Origin of the sequence: Photobacterium sp. NCIMB 13483, assembly GCF_003025475.1 — a bacterium.
Taxonomy (GTDB): domain Bacteria; phylum Pseudomonadota; class Gammaproteobacteria; order Enterobacterales; family Vibrionaceae; genus Photobacterium; species Photobacterium piscicola.
This window is the reverse complement of record NZ_PYLV01000011.1, coordinates 41069-59826: the sequence shown is the minus strand read 5'-3', so window position 1 is coordinate 59826 and position 18758 is coordinate 41069. Positions and strand designations below refer to the sequence as shown.

The 18758-nt window shown below is 39.0% G+C and carries 13 protein-coding genes and 1 riboswitch; of the genes, 8 read left to right on the top strand and 5 right to left on the bottom strand.

From position 1 onward, the window contains the following. Nucleotides 1–124: 124 nt before the first annotated feature. From emrD to C9I86_RS10620, 3 genes are all read right to left on the bottom strand, one after another. On the bottom strand, nt 125–1339 hold the full coding sequence (emrD, locus tag C9I86_RS10630; RefSeq protein ID WP_107276330.1) for a multidrug efflux MFS transporter EmrD: 1215 nt from the start codon (nt 1337–1339) through the stop codon (nt 125–127). Nucleotides 1340–1672: 333 nt separating this feature from the next. Then, nucleotides 1673–2269 (bottom strand): GTP cyclohydrolase II, encoded by a 597-nt coding sequence (gene ribA / locus C9I86_RS10625; protein ID WP_107276329.1) that lies wholly within the window; start codon nt 2267–2269, stop codon nt 1673–1675. Nucleotides 2270–2520: 251 nt separating this feature from the next. After that, the gene (locus C9I86_RS10620) at nt 2521–3798 is read right to left on the bottom strand and encodes an alpha/beta fold hydrolase (RefSeq protein ID WP_107276328.1); all 1278 of its coding nucleotides are present in this window, start codon (nt 3796–3798) and stop codon (nt 2521–2523) included. 332 nt (nt 3799–4130) lie between these two features. Then, nucleotides 4131–4204: riboswitch (Fluoride riboswitch) on the top strand. 212 nt (nt 4205–4416) lie between these two features. On the opposite strand from C9I86_RS10620, the gene C9I86_RS10615 reads away from it, so the two are divergent. The 5 genes from C9I86_RS10615 (at nt 4417) to C9I86_RS10595 (ending at nt 11439) form a co-directional block, all read left to right on the top strand. Continuing rightward, nucleotides 4417–5109, top strand: coding sequence for an iron-sulfur cluster assembly scaffold protein (locus tag C9I86_RS10615; protein WP_080157628.1), 693 nt, complete (start codon nt 4417–4419; stop codon nt 5107–5109). Nucleotides 5110–5212: 103 nt separating this feature from the next. After that, on the top strand, nt 5213–6217 hold the full coding sequence (locus C9I86_RS10610; RefSeq protein WP_080157629.1) for a GGGtGRT protein: 1005 nt from the start codon (nt 5213–5215) through the stop codon (nt 6215–6217). Between the two features lie 247 nt (nt 6218–6464). Beyond that, entirely contained in the window at nt 6465–7373 is a 909-nt protein-coding gene (locus C9I86_RS10605; RefSeq protein ID WP_080157630.1) for a manganese-dependent inorganic pyrophosphatase, read from the top strand. Between the two features lie 351 nt (nt 7374–7724). Next, complete coding sequence (locus C9I86_RS10600) at nt 7725–8954, top strand: outer membrane protein transport protein (RefSeq protein ID WP_107276327.1); 1230 nt, start codon at nt 7725–7727, stop codon at nt 8952–8954. Between the two features lie 34 nt (nt 8955–8988). Continuing rightward, complete coding sequence (locus C9I86_RS10595; protein ID WP_107276326.1) at nt 8989–11439, top strand: VolA/Pla-1 family phospholipase; 2451 nt, start codon at nt 8989–8991, stop codon at nt 11437–11439. A gap of 87 nt (nt 11440–11526) precedes the next feature. On the opposite strand, the gene C9I86_RS10590 is transcribed toward C9I86_RS10595, so the two are convergent. Next, a complete protein-coding gene (locus C9I86_RS10590; protein ID WP_107276325.1) occupies nt 11527–12741 on the bottom strand; it encodes a patatin family protein in 1215 nt (404 codons plus the stop codon). A 533-nt stretch (nt 12742–13274) separates the two neighbouring features. Here C9I86_RS10590 and C9I86_RS10585 point away from each other — a divergent pair. Further along, the gene (locus tag C9I86_RS10585) at nt 13275–14267 is read left to right on the top strand and encodes a DUF2860 family protein (protein WP_107276324.1); all 993 of its coding nucleotides are present in this window, start codon (nt 13275–13277) and stop codon (nt 14265–14267) included. A 151-nt stretch (nt 14268–14418) separates the two neighbouring features. Continuing rightward, the gene (gene panP / locus C9I86_RS10580) at nt 14419–16083 is read left to right on the top strand and encodes a pyridoxal-dependent aspartate 1-decarboxylase PanP (protein ID WP_107276323.1); all 1665 of its coding nucleotides are present in this window, start codon (nt 14419–14421) and stop codon (nt 16081–16083) included. 574 nt (nt 16084–16657) lie between these two features. Here the strand turns inward: panP and torR are convergent. Beyond that, nucleotides 16658–17371 carry a two-component system response regulator TorR gene (torR, locus tag C9I86_RS10575; RefSeq protein ID WP_036794308.1) on the bottom strand — a complete coding sequence of 238 codons (714 nt, stop codon included), beginning with the start codon at nt 17369–17371 and terminating at the stop codon, nt 16658–16660. A 198-nt stretch (nt 17372–17569) separates the two neighbouring features. Here torR and torC point away from each other — a divergent pair, with 198 nt between their 5' ends. Further along, on the top strand, nt 17570–18736 hold the full coding sequence (gene torC / locus C9I86_RS10570) for a pentaheme c-type cytochrome TorC (RefSeq protein WP_080157636.1): 1167 nt from the start codon (nt 17570–17572) through the stop codon (nt 18734–18736). Nucleotides 18737–18758: the final 22 nt, after the last annotated feature.

Sequence of the window (18758 nt, the reverse complement as noted above, 5' to 3'; positions counted from 1 at the left end):
ATCTATAAAAAAGGCGCGAGATACACTTTCAACTAGATATTAACTAGTAAAAAGTCATATTCCGCGCCTTTCATTTATCTAACCGTTGCTATTAGCTAATCAACTTTATAACCAGTAAATATGATTAACGAGCAAGAATTGTAGTGTCTTGTTTGCTGTAACGGATCCACCATAAACTCATGATAACGATAATCGCCATCACCGTCATAACAGCACCTAAGCTAAATTGGCTTTGTGCATTTAAAAATGATGCAGTTAGTGTGGCGGCACCCGCCCCTACATTTTGTAAGCCACCCAGCACGGCGCCCGCGGTTCCCGCATGATTAGGAAAAGGTTGTACTGCCGCTGTCGTCGCAACAGGACATAGCATACCTGTACCAACAAAATACAAGAACGCACCACCAATCAAACTCTTGATTGTAATTAAGCCCGCAAAGCCAGGAATAATAATCGTCACCGCACCCAGCACAAGTGCAATCATGCCGATAACCAACACTCGATCAATACCAAGGCGTCGTACTAATCGACCCGACAACCATGCCCCACCTAAATATCCAGGTAAAGGTAAAATAAACAACCAGCTCACGGTGATCGGATCTAGCTTTAATACACTACCCAATAACACACCCGCCGATGCTTCAAATACCGCAATACCCGCAAAGGTAGCAATAAGACAAATCACATAGCCTTGAAAGCGGCGATTACTTAATACATAACGGTAGCTTACAAGTACACGCTCAGCATGACGCTTTTCTGGTGGCAATGTTTCGGTAAAGTATTTCATCATCGCAACAGTAACAACAGCACCAAAGACTAATAGAAATGCGTATACCGATTCCCAACCAAAATGCTTAGAAAGATAACCGCCTAACACAGGAGCAATCAGTGGTGATAAAATAACCCCCATACTAATTAAACTATTTGCTTGGTGTAAATCATCACCATCATAACTATCACGAGGCACAGTACGACACATTGCACCACTACAACCGGTACCACAACCTTGGATAAACGTAGCAACAAGGAACCAATGGAAATTCGATGACAATAATGCGCCAAGGCTACCAATAAGGAAGATCACCATGCCAGAAATAATGACCGGACGGCGTCCAATACGATCAGATAATGGGCCATAAATAAACTGTGACAACCCGTAAGGGATAAGGTATACAGCCATTACCGCTTGTAAATAAGCGGATTTGATCGAGAAAAATGTTGCCATGTCAGGAATAGCTGGCACATACATTGTTTGTGTCATTTGTCCCACAGCAACTAAAATAATAAGTAAGAATAATAACTTACCCATGTTGCTAGCCGAAGATTGCTTAATCACAACCATCACCCTCAAAAAGATTAATATTGTTAGTTAATTATTGATAATCAACATATTAAATAAGAAGAAAAATATAGAATAGAGTATCTTTGCTATTGAAGACGAAGCTGGTTCGTTTAAATAGTATCTATGCCTGTAAAATCAGCGCAAATAGTAGTCTTCTGATCAGTAACTAACAAGTGAATCTTGTTGATAACGCACGATAGTTTATTATGAAGTGCATTAGAAAAACTAATCCATAGCAAATATTGGTTTTTAGATGCAATTTTTAGTTAAAAAAAGCCTCATAATACTTTCAACAACAAGAAAATATCATGAGGCTATTTTATTTTATAAATATTAGTCAAATTTTAAGCGATGCTTACCATGTGAAGCTTTCACTTTTAAATAATTTTCATTGCCGTCTTTAACATGCGCTTTTGTACCAACGACTTCAACGATGTTGATGCCATTTGCTTCTAGGTCACAAATCTTTTTGGGATTGTTCGTCACTAAACGTACTTCATTAATACCTAGCGCTCGCAACATCTGCGCAGCTTCAGAGAATTCACGCAAATCATCACCAAAACCAAGATGATTATTAGCCTCATAGGTATTCATACCTTGAGTCTGTAATTCATAGGCATCGATTTTATTATATAAACCAATGCCACGCCCTTCTTGGCGTAAATAAAGAATGATACCGCCAACTTTACCCATTTTTTCGATGGTTTCATCAAGTTGTTCACCACAATCACAACGTGAAGAATGGAACACATCACCCGTTAAACATTCTGAATGCATACGAACCAACGGGGCTAACGTTTTATCTGCACCTTGAAAAATAATAGCAACATGTTCTTTTCCTGACTCAAGGCCATTGAACGAAAGCAATTCAGCGGGGATATTGCTGCTAAGACCTACTTTAAAAGGCACTCTTGCCCTAACATTTACCATATTCTTCCTATGCATTTCTTCATACCCCTGTCGTAGAGGAATATTTAATTATGACTAAATAATACCGAAATTAGGGTACTAACAACAACAAAATCAATCAGGATTATTGATCCTATCAGTTCTGAATGCGTTACATTACCACTTAGCACCCTAAATATAAATGTTATATTATAACAATTTTCACTGATGAACTGTATTACCGTTAAAATGATAAAACAAATACATCTTTAATGTCCACGCAAAGCTAATAATTAAATGCTATCGGCTAAGGCCATCAATTGCTCAAAAATATGCTCGCCATCAACACGTAAGCCATTATGCTCATATTGATTCGTTTGCCATGATTTTGCATTTGCCAATAAAGCTAAGGTTTCACAGCTATAACGATATTCAACATACATATCTTCAACATACACAGCTGCTGCAACAGGTACGGTATTTTTAGCTAATTGTTGCGCACAATATAATGGAGACCAGTCCTCTTTTGCTGCTAAGAAATGTGCCGCTTCACGTAATGGTTGCAGGCATGTCATTTGATCAAACATCCACGGATAAACCATTTCTCCCGTAAAGCTTACATCATCACCTGTTTGATATTGGTATTGAGGATAGTGCTGACGTACCCGCTCTGCCGCCCATTTAGATGCATACTGTTGACAATAAATAGCTTCATGTAAAATCGCATAAAGAGGATTTGTTTGATAGCTCTGTTGATTTAGCATTGTATTAAGGAAGTCATAACTCAGCACTTGTTGCCCTTCTATATCAACAAATGCACCTTCTATAGTGTAATACATGGCTAAATCACCACCTGTCCCCCCTAATGTTATACCCCATGTTTGAAATTGCTCAACAGTGAACAATTGTCCATTTGGCAAATAGGTCTGATTATTTGAAAGATACTCAGCAATGGCATTACATTGTTGTTGTGCGCCAGCAAAACGCTTAAAGAATGCCTTGTTCTTATCAGCAACTCTTTTATACGTTGCCTGATATACCTCATCCGCTGTTGCCGTAATTGAAGGTATTCCGCCAGTAATAAACACTTTGGATAAACTTTGCGGATAAAAAGACAAATAATGTAATGCGCAGAACCCCCCAAAACTTTGTCCAAGTAACGCCCACTGTTTAATATTAAGGTGTTGACGTAATTGCTCGGCATCACGAACAATATTATCTGCACGAAAATGGCTTAAATATTCAGCTTGTTGCTGAGCTGACTTTGAAGCTAGCGTTTGATGAGTAATGGCACTACTTGCACCTGTGCCTCGTTGATCAAGCAAGAGAACACGATAATGTTTTAATGCGGCTTTTAACCAACCACTGTTCGCCTCAGGTCGTGGTGCAGCAAAACCTGGACCGCCTTGTAAATAAACCAACCACGGAAGATCTGCATCAATGTTTGATTTATGTACAACCTCTCGAGCAAAAATAGTCAAGGTACCGTCTGTTATTTGTTCATAATTCACCGGCACATTAATATTTATATTTCGAAAGCAAAGTTCATTATTCTTAATAAAGTCTTGCAATGGTTTTCTCCTTTACCATAATAAAAACAATTATCATTTAACATCGTCTAAATAATAATACATTTAACAATAATATTATTCCGTATTTTTCTTTCATTTTAAAACCAATAAATAAAAACAATAATTATCAATAAGTTAAATATTCACCATTCCCAGAAAGCTATTCAGTAACATTAATAATAATAATTATCAGTTAATGATTTCATATTTGAAATCTTTTTTCCAAAAATTAAATAGTCTTATTTATAAAAAAAAGCGTATATTTATTCCATTCACAAAATAGGCAATAAAATCTATTTTGTTGCTATAAATGATAACTTATTATAATAATCTTTATAGCGGGAGATGATGTTCCTCCTTTAACCGCCTTATTGGATTCTTTAAGGATAATGACGTCTGACAACATTCGGCTTTTAATAGTCGAGGACCGTGTTATTTTGTTACTTAATATCTGATGATATTTGTTTTTAAACACGTCGCGTTGTTTGCGTATAACGTCCTCTTCTTATTATCTGCACGATAACGAATTATCAATTCTACACTGCTAACTGTAATAGGTTAATACATACCATTTGTATTATCTTATTGCTTATAATGCGGTGTCTATGAGGCAGAGCAATGCAATACTCAAGTGAAGTTCAAAACATGTGTCCTATCTCTCGTGGTCCACAACACGAGTCAGCACCAATCCCTGTAGAAGGTCGTTGGGTTAGCCCTAAAGACGTTATTGCTATTTCTGGTTTAAGCCACGGTGTTGGTGCTTGTGCGCCTCAACAAGGTGCTGCAAAACTAACGCTTAACGTTAAAGATGGCATCATCGAAGAAGCTCTAATCGAAACTATCGGTTGTTCTGGTATGACACACTCTGCAGCAATGGCTTCAGAAATTCTTACTGGTAAAACTATCCTTGAAGCACTAAACACTGACCTTGTGTGTGATGCTATCAACGTTGCAATGCGTGAAATCTTCCTTCAATTTGTTTACGGTCGTACTCAAACTGCATTCTCTTTAGACGGTCTACCAATCGGTGCTGGTCTAGAAGATCTAGGTAAAGGTCTACGTAGCCAAGTAGGTACACATTACGGTACTCGTGCAAAAGGCCCTCGTTACATGGAGATGGCTGAAGGTTACGTAACTAAAGTTGCATTAGATGACAACGAAGAAATCATCGGCTACCGTTTCGTAAACGTAGGTAAGATGATGGAATCTATTGGTAAAGGCGTTCCTGCAGCAGAAGCTATGGAACAAGCTACTGGTCAATACGGTCGCTTTGATGAAGCTGCTCGTACTATTGATCCTCGTCACGAGTAATCATAGACCTATATCACACAAGTAAATGACGCTTTTATTTCGACTCTCTCAAGAGTTACAGCGTCACTGAAATTGTTTTTACCGAATTAGAGGAAACTCCATCATGGCTGCATTATTTGAAAGTTTTGATCGTCGTATTGAAAAAATCACTCCAGTACTAGAGCAATATGGTTTCGCTTCACTAGAAGAAGCTCGTGATTACTGTAACGAACATGGTGTTGATGCATACAACATCGTTAAAGAAACACAACCTATCGCGTTTGAAAACGCATCTTGGGCTTATGTTTTAGGTTCAGCTATCGCACTTAAAGAAGGTGCTAAAACAGCAGCTGAAGCGGCTGAATACCTAGGTGTTGGTCTACAAACTTTCTGTATTCCTGGTTCTGTTGCAGACCAACGTCAAGTAGGTCTTGGTCACGGTCGTCTAGGCGCTCGTCTACTAAGCAACGAAACACAATGTTTCGCATTCCTTGCTGGTCACGAATCATTTGCAGCAGCTGAAGGCGCAATCAAAATTGCCCTAAACGCTAACAAAGTACGTACTAACCCACTACGCGTTATTCTTAACGGTCTTGGTAAAGATGCTGCTTACCTAATCGCTCGTATCAACGGCTTTAACTATGTTGAAACTAAATTCGATTACGTTACTGGCGAACTAAACGTTGTTTCTGAGCGTCGTTTCTCTAAAACACAACGTGGTGACATCAACTGTTACGGTTCTGATGATGTACGTGAAGGTGTTGCAATTATGCACCGCGAAAACGTTGATATCTCAATCACTGGTAACTCAACTAACCCTACACGTTTCCAACACCCTGTTGCTGGTACGTACAAGAAAGAACGTCTAGAAGCAGGCCAAGCTTACTTCTCAGTAGCATCAGGCGGCGGTACAGGTCGTACTCTTCACCCTGATAACGTTGCTGCAGGTCCAGCTTCTTACGGTCTTACTGATACTATGGGCCGTATGCACTCTGACGCTCAGTTTGCAGGTTCTTCATCTGTACCAGCTCACGTTGAAATGATGGGTCTTATCGGTATGGGTAACAACCCAATGGTTGGCGCAACTGTTGCTGTTGCTGTTGCGATTGAGCAAGCTCAAAAAGCATAAGCTACGTAGCTAAATAAAATTTATCTTCAAATAACGAACAAGGCGCAAGATTAGACACTTGCGCCTTTATTTTTTATCCATAATTGTTATTTCTGCAAAATACTCTACAATCTTCCCGCACCACAGTTCTTGATTACTCTTATTCCTGTAAAACACAATCTCTTCTAGGTATAATCAGTAAAGAACCAAGTTAGTCTTATATATGTTACACAGCACATGCTGTGACAGATAAAGTAAAGGAAATATCATGATCCAAGTTGTAGGTCACAAAAACCCAGATAGTGACAGTATTTGTTCTGCACTCGTTTGTACTGCATTTCTTAAAGCTCGTGGTCTTGAAGCGACAGCAATTCGTCAAGGCGAAATGAATCGTGAAACTCTACACATTCTTGAGCTAGCTGGCGTTACAGCTCCTGAGCTACGTACAAGCGTTGCTGGTGAGAAAGTATGGTTAGTTGACTACTCAGATCTAGCTCAAGCACCTGATGACCTAGCTGAAGCAGAAGTTGTGGGTATCGTCGACCACCACCGTTTAGGTGATGTGATGACTATCAACCCAATGGAAGCTTGGATCTGGCCTGTAGGTTGTACTTGTACAGTACTCTTTAACCTATTTAAAATCGAAGGTCACGAAATTACACGTGAACTAGCGGTTCTAATGATGTCAGCTATCCTATCTGATACTGTAGGTTTCGCATCTCCAACTTGTACACAAAAAGATAAAGATGCGGTGCATGAGCTTGCTCAAATCGCTGACGTACAAGATCTAGAAGCATTCATCAAAGCACTATTAATTGCTAAGACTGACATCGAAGGTCTAACCGCTGCACAATTAGTTGAAAAAGACCTTAAAGGTTACCCTTTCAACAATCGTGATGTTGTTGTTGGTCAAATCGAACTTGCAACACTTGAGCAAGTAGATAGCATGATTGAAGAGCTTCAAGCTGATCTTCAACGTCGTTGCGACGAAGAAGGCCTAGGTATGGCTGCATTAATGCTAACTGACATCACAACAAGTACAACTCGCCTACTTTACACTGGTGATTGGAATCACATTCTTGATACACACGCAACTGACGGTGTATTAATGATGGAAAACACGCTAAGTCGTAAAAAACAAGGCTGGCCTTGGCTACAAACAGTACTTGCAAAATAATTATTTCAACTAATTATTGATAACAAAAAAGGCTCTTTTTAGAGCCTTTTTTTTGTTTTAATCACTGAAAAATCCCACCAACAACGGTTCAATAATCCCCGCTTAGTCAACTATTCATTACAACACTTTCGATATTAGAGCAAATACTTTAATTTATTTATCAATCGAAATATATCTATAAAGCATCAATATGCACAAAGTATAACCAAACAAACTATTTTATTGTGATATTTGTCTATATTTACTTATTATTCTCTTGAGGTATAACTATAATTCTTCCTCTTTTAAATCCAACCTTCTTTGAAGGGTGAGACAGCAAGAAGCTACTAGAAATTATAGAGAGACAGTTTAATGTCCATAAATAAAAAATATATCGCCTTCATTATTACAGCCACACTTTCAAACCAAGCACATGCTGCTGGCTATCAAGTATCAGAACACTCGGCTGCAGGTCTTGGCCGTGCATATGCAGGTGAAGCTGCCGTCGCTGATACCGCTGCAGTACTAGCGCGTAACCCTGCTGCAATGACTCGCTTTAAACATGCTGAAGTTTCAGGTGTAATGAGTGTCATCAACCCATCGATTAATATTGATGATCATACTCATAATGAAACCGCAAAAGATGTTTCGCCAATAAGTATTGTACCTGCGGCTTACTATATTCAGCCGATTAATGACAGGACAGCCATTGGTTTAGCGATTTTCAGTAATTATGGTGTAACAACCGATTACCCTAAAGCAATGCAAGCAGGTAGCTTAGCGGGTAAAACATCATTAGAAACGGTTAACTTCAATCCCAATATTGCTTATCGCCTAACACCACAATTAAGTATTGGTGCTGGTGTTAGCCTTGTTTATGGCACAGCAGAATTTAATCGTCGTTTGGGCTCTTTGTCTTATGCCGCGCCTAGCCATAACTTGATCAATATGGAAGGCACCGACTGGAGTTGGGGCTGGAATATTGGTGCCTTATATGAACTCGATAATAATAACCGCTTTGGACTAAGCTACCGTTCACAAGTCGATCTCAATTTTCATGGCCATTTTACTGACTACTTGGGACAAGCAACCTCAAAGCCAAATGAAACTGTTGCAGCACAGCTTAACCTTCCGCTGCCTGCCATTGCTGAATTTTCTGGATTCCACCAGCTGAATCAACAATGGGCTATCAGTTATAGTGTTCAATGGACGCAATACAACAAGTTTAAAGAAATTAGAGCAACAAGTTCTCAATGTGCAACTGGCACCTGTTTCGTTAAAAAAGAAAACTTCAAAGATACTTACCGTTGGGCTGTAGGTACAACTTATACGCTAAACCCAACATGGACACTGCGTTATGGTTTTGCCATTGATCAAAATGCAGGACAAGCAACACTGAGTATTCCTGATACTGATCGTTATTGGTATTCAGCAGGTGCGACTTATCATTACAACCCTGCTCTATCTGTCGATCTAGGCGTTGCTTATATTCACAGTAAGAAAGCTGATTTTATCGAGCAAACACCAACAGGTGAAAATGATAGTTTTACTTCATCCGGTAAAGCTTACCTTGCAGCCGCTCAAGTTAATTACCGCTTTTAATGCGTACTAAACTATAAAATCATTAGGAATAACAATGAAGATACGTTCAATAGCATTATTAGTCACCTCGGCACTGAGTTTAATTGGCTGTAAGGGTAACGGTACCTTAGAAAATCAAGCGCCGATTGATCCGAATATCGCAGCAAGTTTACAGGCTGAAACTCAAATTAATTTTGACCTTTTGTCTGCTAATAAGAAGCTTATATTACCCACATATTTAGCAATGGATGTACAAGACGGTACCCTTGCAACAGAAGCAATGGCGCAAGATCAAACCAATACTTCAGATCCCTTGGTTGCTATGGGGCAAACCGATGGTTGGAGCACAACCCAGCCGATCACAATTAATTTTACAGGTAAGAATTTAGATCCATCGACAGCTGCGCGTGGTTTCTATCTAATTAAATCAGGCGATCCGACTAACCCTGCAGATACCACAAAACCAACCCGCTTAACTCAACAAGCGGGTGACTTTATGGTAACGGTTTCAGGTGATAACTTAATTGTGATATTACTAAAACCGTTAGATCCTGCGAGTAACTACATGTATGCCGTTACTGATGATTTAAAAGATGTAAACGGCCAAGCTGTAGGCATGAGTAACTCATACGCATTATTAAAGTCGAATAATCTGCCACCAGCACCTGCATTATTACCAGCACAAAAGATCACTCATGCCACTGAAGAAGCGTTCCATGGTATTGTGCAACAACGCGATATTATCTTCTCATCATGGTTTACGACATTATCATCTGGTGATGTGTTATTTGCAGCGAAGATGGCAACAGAAGAAGCTATGGCGCTAGGGGCTAATAATGTATGGCAAGGCTCTGCTATTGCAAAGACAGTAACGCCAGAGCAACTTTCAACATTATTTACGTTTTCTCAACCCATAAAAGTTGACGATCCAAATAAAGTTGATGATAAAAGTAATGTCACAATCTATCAAGGCACTGTTTCATTACCATACTACCTCGATATTCGCGCTAATAAATTCATGAATACCCCTTGGCAAAGTGGTATGCCAAGCCTTGCTAAGATTAAATATGTATTAAGCAATGGCAGTGAGGCGGATAAAGCGACTATTTTAGCTCAATTGGCGGATGTGAAAGTTACATTAGCAGACATGGCACAAGTGGCGACAAACCCACAAGTGCAGATTAAAGTACTCACTCGCTTAATGGGTAAAACACTTTATTTAGCGAATGGTAATCAACTCGATCCTAAGCGTCTAATTACCCGCTACAGTGCTGTACCAGAACTTAAATCAGTGCAGACAATTGATTACACATTAGTTTTACCTAACAGTAAAAAATGCCAAACTCTTGGTGCTAATGATGTCACTATTTTCCAACATGGAATTACCGCAGATAAGAGTGTATTAACGGCGCACAGTGATGGTTTACCTTCTTTAGCTGAAACGTTAATTAGCGATCAATGCCGTGCAATCTTTGCCATCAACCAACCACTACACGGTGAAGATCGTGGTATTCATACCATCGACAGCCAAGGTAATAGCCAATATAAAAATGCCGCAATAGATCCATCAATGTACTTAAATCTTGAAAACTTAACCGTTGCGCGAGATAACCTACGTCAAAGTACTATTGATGTCGTCAACCTACGAGCGGCTATTGGTAAATTATTTACTCATATTCAGCAACAACAAAAAGAAGATCAAACGACAAGCAATGTTTCACCGTTAGAGATGTTAAATCCTAATAACGGCGTAAGTTTTGCGGGTCATTCACTAGGTGCGATTGTTGGTACCAATGTCGGTAATATTGCTAACCGTCCAACGATGAACCCAGCATTTGATAAACAATATTTTGCGATTAATAAACTGGCGTTAGCAAACCCAGGCGCAGAGATCCCTTACCTACTATTAAACTCTGGCAGTTTTGGTGGTCTTCTAAAAGCAGGCGTACTTCAAAGTACTGTATCTAATCCAACACAAATAACACCTGATGTCATTGAAACAGGTAAATTTCTGCAAACGTTGAATGCTTGTTATATCGCCCAAGATGATAAGCACAAAGATTTGAACAAGTGTTATGTTGATAACATTACAGCGATTAAAAATAACAACCCTAGCCTATTCGCCACATGGACGCAGACTTACGTTAAGTTTGCCTATGCGGCACAAACAGTAATGGATCCCGTTGATCCGATTAACCTAGCTAACGGCATTCCAGCATCGGTTCCCGTGTATGTTCAAATGGTTAAAGGTGATAGTACGATTCCAAATATTACTACACCAAACAATCTACCTTACTCACCGTTCACCGGTACTGAACCACTGATTAAGCAATTAGATTTAGCATTAAACAATGCAACTAAAGGTTGGAAAGAATATACACCAGGCAGCCATACATCATTACTCGATGTCACGATGCCAACAGCAAATGATAGCTTTACCATTGAAGCGTCTAAAGCAACAACAAAGAGTATGCAAAAAGATATGGCTGATTTTTTAAATAAATAATCTAGCCTAACAAAAAGCCTTGATAATCTTGTGTATACCACGCAAGTTATCAAGGCTTTATTTTATGTGCTTTTTTATATACTAGGCCTAACGCAAATGCTGCATCAAACTAGTCTTTTGATTCAATAATTGTGAAAAAGACGTCACAAACTGTTCTCCAATTTGTTTACCCTGCTGATAATCCAACTCTAAATCTTCATAACTACTTAATAGCGCACTACTATTCAATGCTTTTTCTGGTGCAATTTGAATAACCTGTAACCCTTGCGGTGGATTGACAAGAAAATCATTCACATCACGATAGGTATGATGATAACGCGCCAACATTTCTAATATTTCTGAATTTGTTCCCTGCCTTGTGATCTCTAATAATCGTTCAACATTCAGCGGTGAGAACCAACTTTTCTTGGATATCGTCTTCGTTTTACTGACTGTGTTTTGATCATTATCTTCCTTATCGTCCCAATGCTGTTGTCGCCATTGTTCAAACCGTTGACTTAGCTCTTGATGAATATTCTTAATTTTATCAACCGACTCATTTAAGCTTAATTTATCAATATAATACGGTAATTGAGTTTCAATATTTTCTCGCCAATCATCTAAAATCCCCCGATCTTCACCACGATTCATTTCAGCGACACTGTCTTCTAATGGCTCAGTGCGAATAACAACCACAAGATCAACACCACGTCGCCATGCTTCTTTAACAGGGATTGCGGCACTCACCCCACCATCAACCCATTGTAGCTCATCCATATTGACAGGTTGATTGTAGAGCAACGGAATTGCACACGATGCTAACAGCACATCTTTCCAATCTTGTTGGTACATAGGTAAATAATAATCTTGCAGAGTATCTTTACGGGTAGCACATGCAAGAGCCGTTCTGTGCGCTAATGTTTTATGGGCGGTGGCGATATCAAGCGGATATAAACCAGAAGGTGACACTTGCTGTAATGCCCACTCCAAGTTCATCGGTTGTTGTTTACTGAGATATTTATATAAATTAAAGAATTGATCATCCATCGATACATTACGAATAAAATGATAACCAAATCGCGGTTGGCGGCTAATAAAAGAAGATAAATTAAGCGCACCTGCAGATGTACCAATATACAACTCAAACGGATCAAATTGATGTTCAAGGAAGCTATCAAGCACGCCAGCAGAAAATATACCGCGCTGGCCACCACCTTGAACAATTAAGGCTATTTTTTTATTAGATGCTGTGTGAATAACCGAAGAAAAATCAGCAATAGATTTCTCATTAACGTCACGTAAGCTAAACGGAAGATAATTCATTTCTTCTCCCTGTTAAATATGCACAATACATATATTTATATATCTAAGAGAGTCGAATATACAATTTGTACATACCAATGGGAAATAATGTTAGAAAATATCACCCTAATTTCTCTAACATTACTCTTTCAATAACTATGCATGTATAGCAATCAATCCATAAATTACTAATGTAAAGAGTATGACGGTTACCGTCATCAGTGTAAATTTGAATTCAATATTCATCACGACCTCCATATACAACATAATGTTAACTTAAGTTTATGGTCAGATTATCAATAAAATCAATCTTCATCGCGATAATTACAACAGCTATCACACTATTTAGCGCATTATTTCATGATCAATACTATCGTGAAATTGCAATATTCCTCATATGCTATCAAGCACACCCAGTTACCGTTTAGCACCATTAATTTTCAACAATAAACATCTTATTTTCCAATGCTACAATATGAATATAAATATCTCACTTATCTTCTTTTTGTGCTTATAATCTATAAGATTAAACGGATTATTTCATAGGAAAAATAATGAAACCACTACTCACTGTCGGCTTAATTGCTACTGCAATAATCTCCACCACGACACAGGCTAGACCCGTCGATTGGACCCCGGGAATTGGCGGTGATATTTCATTGATGGTTGGTTACAATAGATCAAACTCACAGTTTAATAGCGATAACCACACTACCTCAAACTTAAACAGCCATGGTAATGAACAAGATAAAATGTTTGTTGCTCCTATTGGCAGCCTCAGTTACACCTTTAATAATGGTGATAAGCAACTCTATTTAGGTACTAACCGTTCTGATATTGCTCTGGGTCGATTTCATGTTGATATAGGTTATCGACAAAAGTTTGCTGATAATTCCATGCTAACCCTAAGCTATATACCCGGTTTGCTGACCCAGAAAACATGGCAAGATCCTTACCTTAAAAATGTAGAGCGCAGCAAAACAAAAACCAGTATTAATGCATTTAGCGTCAAGCTTAACGATATTCGCGGTTCACGTTTTTCAGGCCAGTTAGCTTATGGTAAGTTTAGTGTTGATCAAGAACGCAGTGGCAACGATCCTATACTTGCACTTACACCCAATGAAAAAGCCGCCCTCAATCGTAATGCTACAGTTCTTTTTACAGAAGGTACTTATGTACAACCGTTTAGTCGCAGTCTGATGTTACGCACAGCGGTTAACTATACCAACATCGATGCTGACGGTAATGCTATGAGTAATAATATTTATGGTGTGGCTGCAACGATTATTCAGATATTACCCCAATCTAGTTTTGCCTTTACCGTCAACTATAAACGTGCTCTATTTGACTTAACTAACCCTGTATTTAATCAAAAACAACAAGATAATAAATACAGTGCTTTCTTCGCCTATGAATATAACCAACCCTTTAATTGGAAAAAATGGGGCTTAGTTTCACTGATTGGCTATAGCTCAACCCAATCAAATATTGATTTCTATGACAGCAACGATCTCTTTGTTAGTGCGGGCTTAAATTACAAATTCTAATAACAATGTAGTAAATAGCCACACTCTCTAAACCCTCGATTTTATTTCGGGTAGTTATATTTTAACTACACCGAAATAATGCGAGACATCACTCAAAATATCGATTAAATTGACTATACTTTGCCAACGTTATGGAAACGTTAAATAAATTATGGCGGCTAATAATCGTACAGCAGATGCATCCCTAGAATCTTTGCATCGCATATTCACAATACCAGAAGCACCTGATTCAACATTAGGATTAATCGAAAAAGAGCTTTCAGAAAACCTTAACGAGTTTCTGCGAACCCACATAGCAGCAATCGAAAAACCCTTAGCTGAAATTGAAAAAGATTTCTCTACTGCGGATATTCCTGAAGTCCCTTCTTTTGTCTCTGAACATACCCAGTTCTTATTGAATAAACTTGTTGCTCAGTCTGTTCATACTGCTGCGCCTACGTTTATTGGTCATATGACCTCTGCTCTGCCTTACTTCATGATGCCTTTATCTAAAATCATGATCGCGTTAAACCAAAACCTTGTAAAAATAGAAACATCAAAAGCGTTTACGCCACTTGAGCGCCAAGTATTAGGCATGCTGCATAAATTAATTTTTAATCAAGAAGAAAGTTTCTACCAACAATGGATGCACAGTGCTGACCATTCTTTAGGGGCTTTTTGTTCGGGTGGCACCATCGCCAATATCACCGCATTATGGGTTGCTCGTAATGCTGCTTTGCAACCAGATGGTGACTTCACTGGTGTAGGCCAACAAGGTTTACTGCGGGCGATGAAGCACTATGGCTATGATGATCTGGCGATTCTGGTATCAGAGCGTGGACACTATTCTTTAAAGAAAGCCGCAGATGTTTTAGGTATTGGCCGAGATAGCCTGATTGCCATAAAAACTGATGACAACAATCGCATAGATCTCAATGAATTAAAAATAACACTCGCGAATCTAAAGCGTAAAAATATTAAACCTTTTGCGATTATTGGTATTGCAGGCACCACAGAAACGGGCAACATCGATCCTCTAGAACAACTAGCAGATATTGCCGCAGAACATCAATGTCACTTCCATGTTGATGCAGCTTGGGGCGGTGCAACCTTAATGTCGAATAAATATCGCCATTTATTGAAAGGGATTGAGCGCGCAGATTCCATTACCATTGATGCTCATAAACAGCTCTATATTCCGATGGGTGCTGGCATGGTGATATTTAAAAATCCAGAACTCATGACCGCAATTGAGCATCATGCTGAATATATTCTTCGAGAAGGTTCAAAAGATTTAGGCAGCCATACTCTGGAAGGATCACGCAGTGGTATGGCGATGTTGTTGTTTGCAAGTATGAATATTATTAGTCGCCCTGGCTATGAATTATTGATCAATAACAGCATTGAAAAAGCCGCCTACTTTGCACAATGTATTAAACAGCATCCTGATTTTGAGTTAGTCACAGAGCCTGAATTATGCTTACTAACTTACCGTTATGTCCCTGCTAATACACAGCAAGCATTGCAATACGCAACCCCAGATCAGCGTGAAACATTGCTAGAATTGCTTAATGATCTCACTCAATTTATTCAAAAACGCCAACGAGAATCAGGTAAATCATTTGTATCTCGTACGCGTATTACTCCAGAAAAGTGGCAGCGAAAAGCAACAACCGTGTTTCGCGTTGTACTCGCAAACCCTCTGACAACCACTGAAATTCTAGAAAATGTACTCATCGAACAACAGCAACTTGCACAAAAAAGCACTATTAGCTTGCCTGAAATCGTTAGATTGACAGGACAAATAATAGAAAAAAGAGCCGAAACCAATACATAACGCGCAAATATCTATACGGTATTTTTCTAAATTTAACGATATATCGCATTTTTTGATGATTTTGCGTTTTTAAACATTACAAAAACGCTAGTCAATATATGTCTATTTTATGAATAACTCGCGACTTAACTATGAACAGTGGATGATTGTAGTGTGAATAGCACCATAAATGAGCCCTTTTCCATGTTATTAATACGCATAAGTAGCAGCAGTAAAAAGCCCCATTTTCGTAAAAAACGGTTTTGCAAGAAAATATAGCGCAAAATACGCATTCATAAGATTTCATTTTTCACCGACATTGTTATTAAATAGTGAATAACAATGTCACAATAAGATGACAAATGTTTTCACAATGTTGCAAAATAGCCTTGTTATTAATAATGATTCTCAATACCGCAGTTTGTTCCTTTTTGACCCAAAAAAAATATCTTTAATTGATGATTTAAATCAAAAAAAGCCCCAAATGGAGCCTAAAAAAAATGCCCTATTCTTTTCAAATAGGGCATTTTTATGTCAATTTATGTCATAACTATTTTATTAAAACTATGTTTTTCTGACCCAAACAAGACCAATATTAGTCACCAGCAAACATATATCCTTCGCCATGAACAGTGACAAAAATCTGTGGATTCTTCGGATCAAGTTCCATTTTAGAACGCATTCTACGGATTAAAACATCAATAGTTCGGTCATTTGGCGCTTCAACACGGTGGCTTAACATGTTCAAAATACGCTCACGGCTTAACACCACATTAGGGTGTGATGAGAAGGCAACTAACAGTTCATATTCTGCTTTAGTTAGCTTCACTGGAAGACCATTATGAGTCAGTGCGCGTTTGTTAATATCAAACTGCCATTCACCAAAACGAATGATGTTATCTTCCTGCATTTCAACCATAGTTTCGTCGCGTGCTTTTTCTACTAACGTCATGCGCCACAACAAGTTTTTCACTCGAACTAATAGCTCACGCAGTTCAAAAGGTTTGGTTACATAGTCGTCTGCGCCCATTTCTAAACCGACGATTCTATCAATACTATCAGTGCGTCCAGTCACCAAAATAATACCAACTTCAGAGCGGCTACGAAGCTCTCGCGTTAGCATCAAACCATCTTCGCCAGGTAGGTTGATATCAAGCATTACAAGGTCAATTTTTTCCGTTGCCATTACTTCGCGCATCTGTGCGCCACTGTCTGCTTGGCTTACCTTGTATCCTTCATTTTCAAAATACCCAACCAGTTTTGTACGGGTAACAATTTCATCTTCTACAACAAGTACGTGATGGGTCATGTCGTTCTCTTTTTAGTTTTTGGTTTTCTAGCTGAACGGTAGCACAAACTAAGACCATTCACAATTTGTCATAACTATGCCTTTGCTATTCATTCGTAGCGTTAACCTTATTCATATCGTAACAATAAGATTACCCCATAAAATTTTAACCGTCACCGTAGCCTACGGTGAGCATTCTTTTAAATGGAATCTTTCAAAATGAAGAAAATTTGGCAGATGTTGACGAAACCAAGTAGCAAGTACTCAATTCTTGCTCTGGTGCTTGTTGGTATTGGTATCGCCGTGAGTGGCATTTTTGCTGTACACAAAGGTTTTGAACACGCATCAACCAATGAATTCTGTATTGGTTGTCATACCATGAAACAGAACTATGAAGAGTACACTCAATCTGTACACTTCAAAAATGCATCTGGTGTTCGCGCTGACTGTGTTGACTGTCACCAGCCAAAAGATTTAGTCGGTATGATTGAAACAAAGTTAATGGCATCAAAAGATGTGTATAACCAGTTCATTACCAAGAAAATCGATACGCCTGAAAAATTTGAAGAGCACCGTTTAGAATTAGCTCAGATGGTTTGGAAGCGCATGGAAAAACAAAACTCAAGCACATGTAAGAGTTGTCACAACTATTCAGCGATGGACCATGCTAAGCAATCACCTGAAGCCGCAGCTGCAATGACAGACGCTGCTGCAAAAGACATGAACTGTATTGAATGTCACAAAGGTATTGCACACGAACTTCCAAACATGGCTGGCGGTTTCCAAAAAGACTACCAAGCACTAGAAGCTGAAGCGACCTCTCAAGGCGCAACAGCTGAGAAGCTTTACTCTCTAGGTGAGAAAGATATCTTTGCCACTGACGATGCTAAAGGTAAGTCAGAAGGTAAATTACTACCCGCTTCTGAAGTCACTGTACTTGAACGTAAAGGCGACATGCTGAAAGTTGAAGTTAACGGCTGGCTAGAGAAAGCTGGTAAAGGTCGCGTAATGACTGAGTACATGGGCAAGCGTGTCTTTAAGGCAACTATCCGTGGCGAAGTGAAGGCGAACGAGAAAATCATTAAAGAAGAAACTGATCCTGCAACTAACATTGTGTGGCAGAACATCAGCGTTCAAGGTTGGATCACTAAATCAAACATGATTGATAGTATCAAACCAATCTGGAACTATGCAGAAGATATGTACGCGTCTACATGTAACGCTTGTCACGCGGCGCCAGATCCTGGCCATTTTACTGCAAATGGCTGGATCGCAAGTCTGAAAGCCATGAGCTCTTACTACCGTCTGACTAAGACTGAAGAACGCACACTACTTAAATATCTTCAGAACCACGGCAGCGATACAGGTGGTGCTGGCGCGCATTAATCCAGCGTACCAATAAACGATT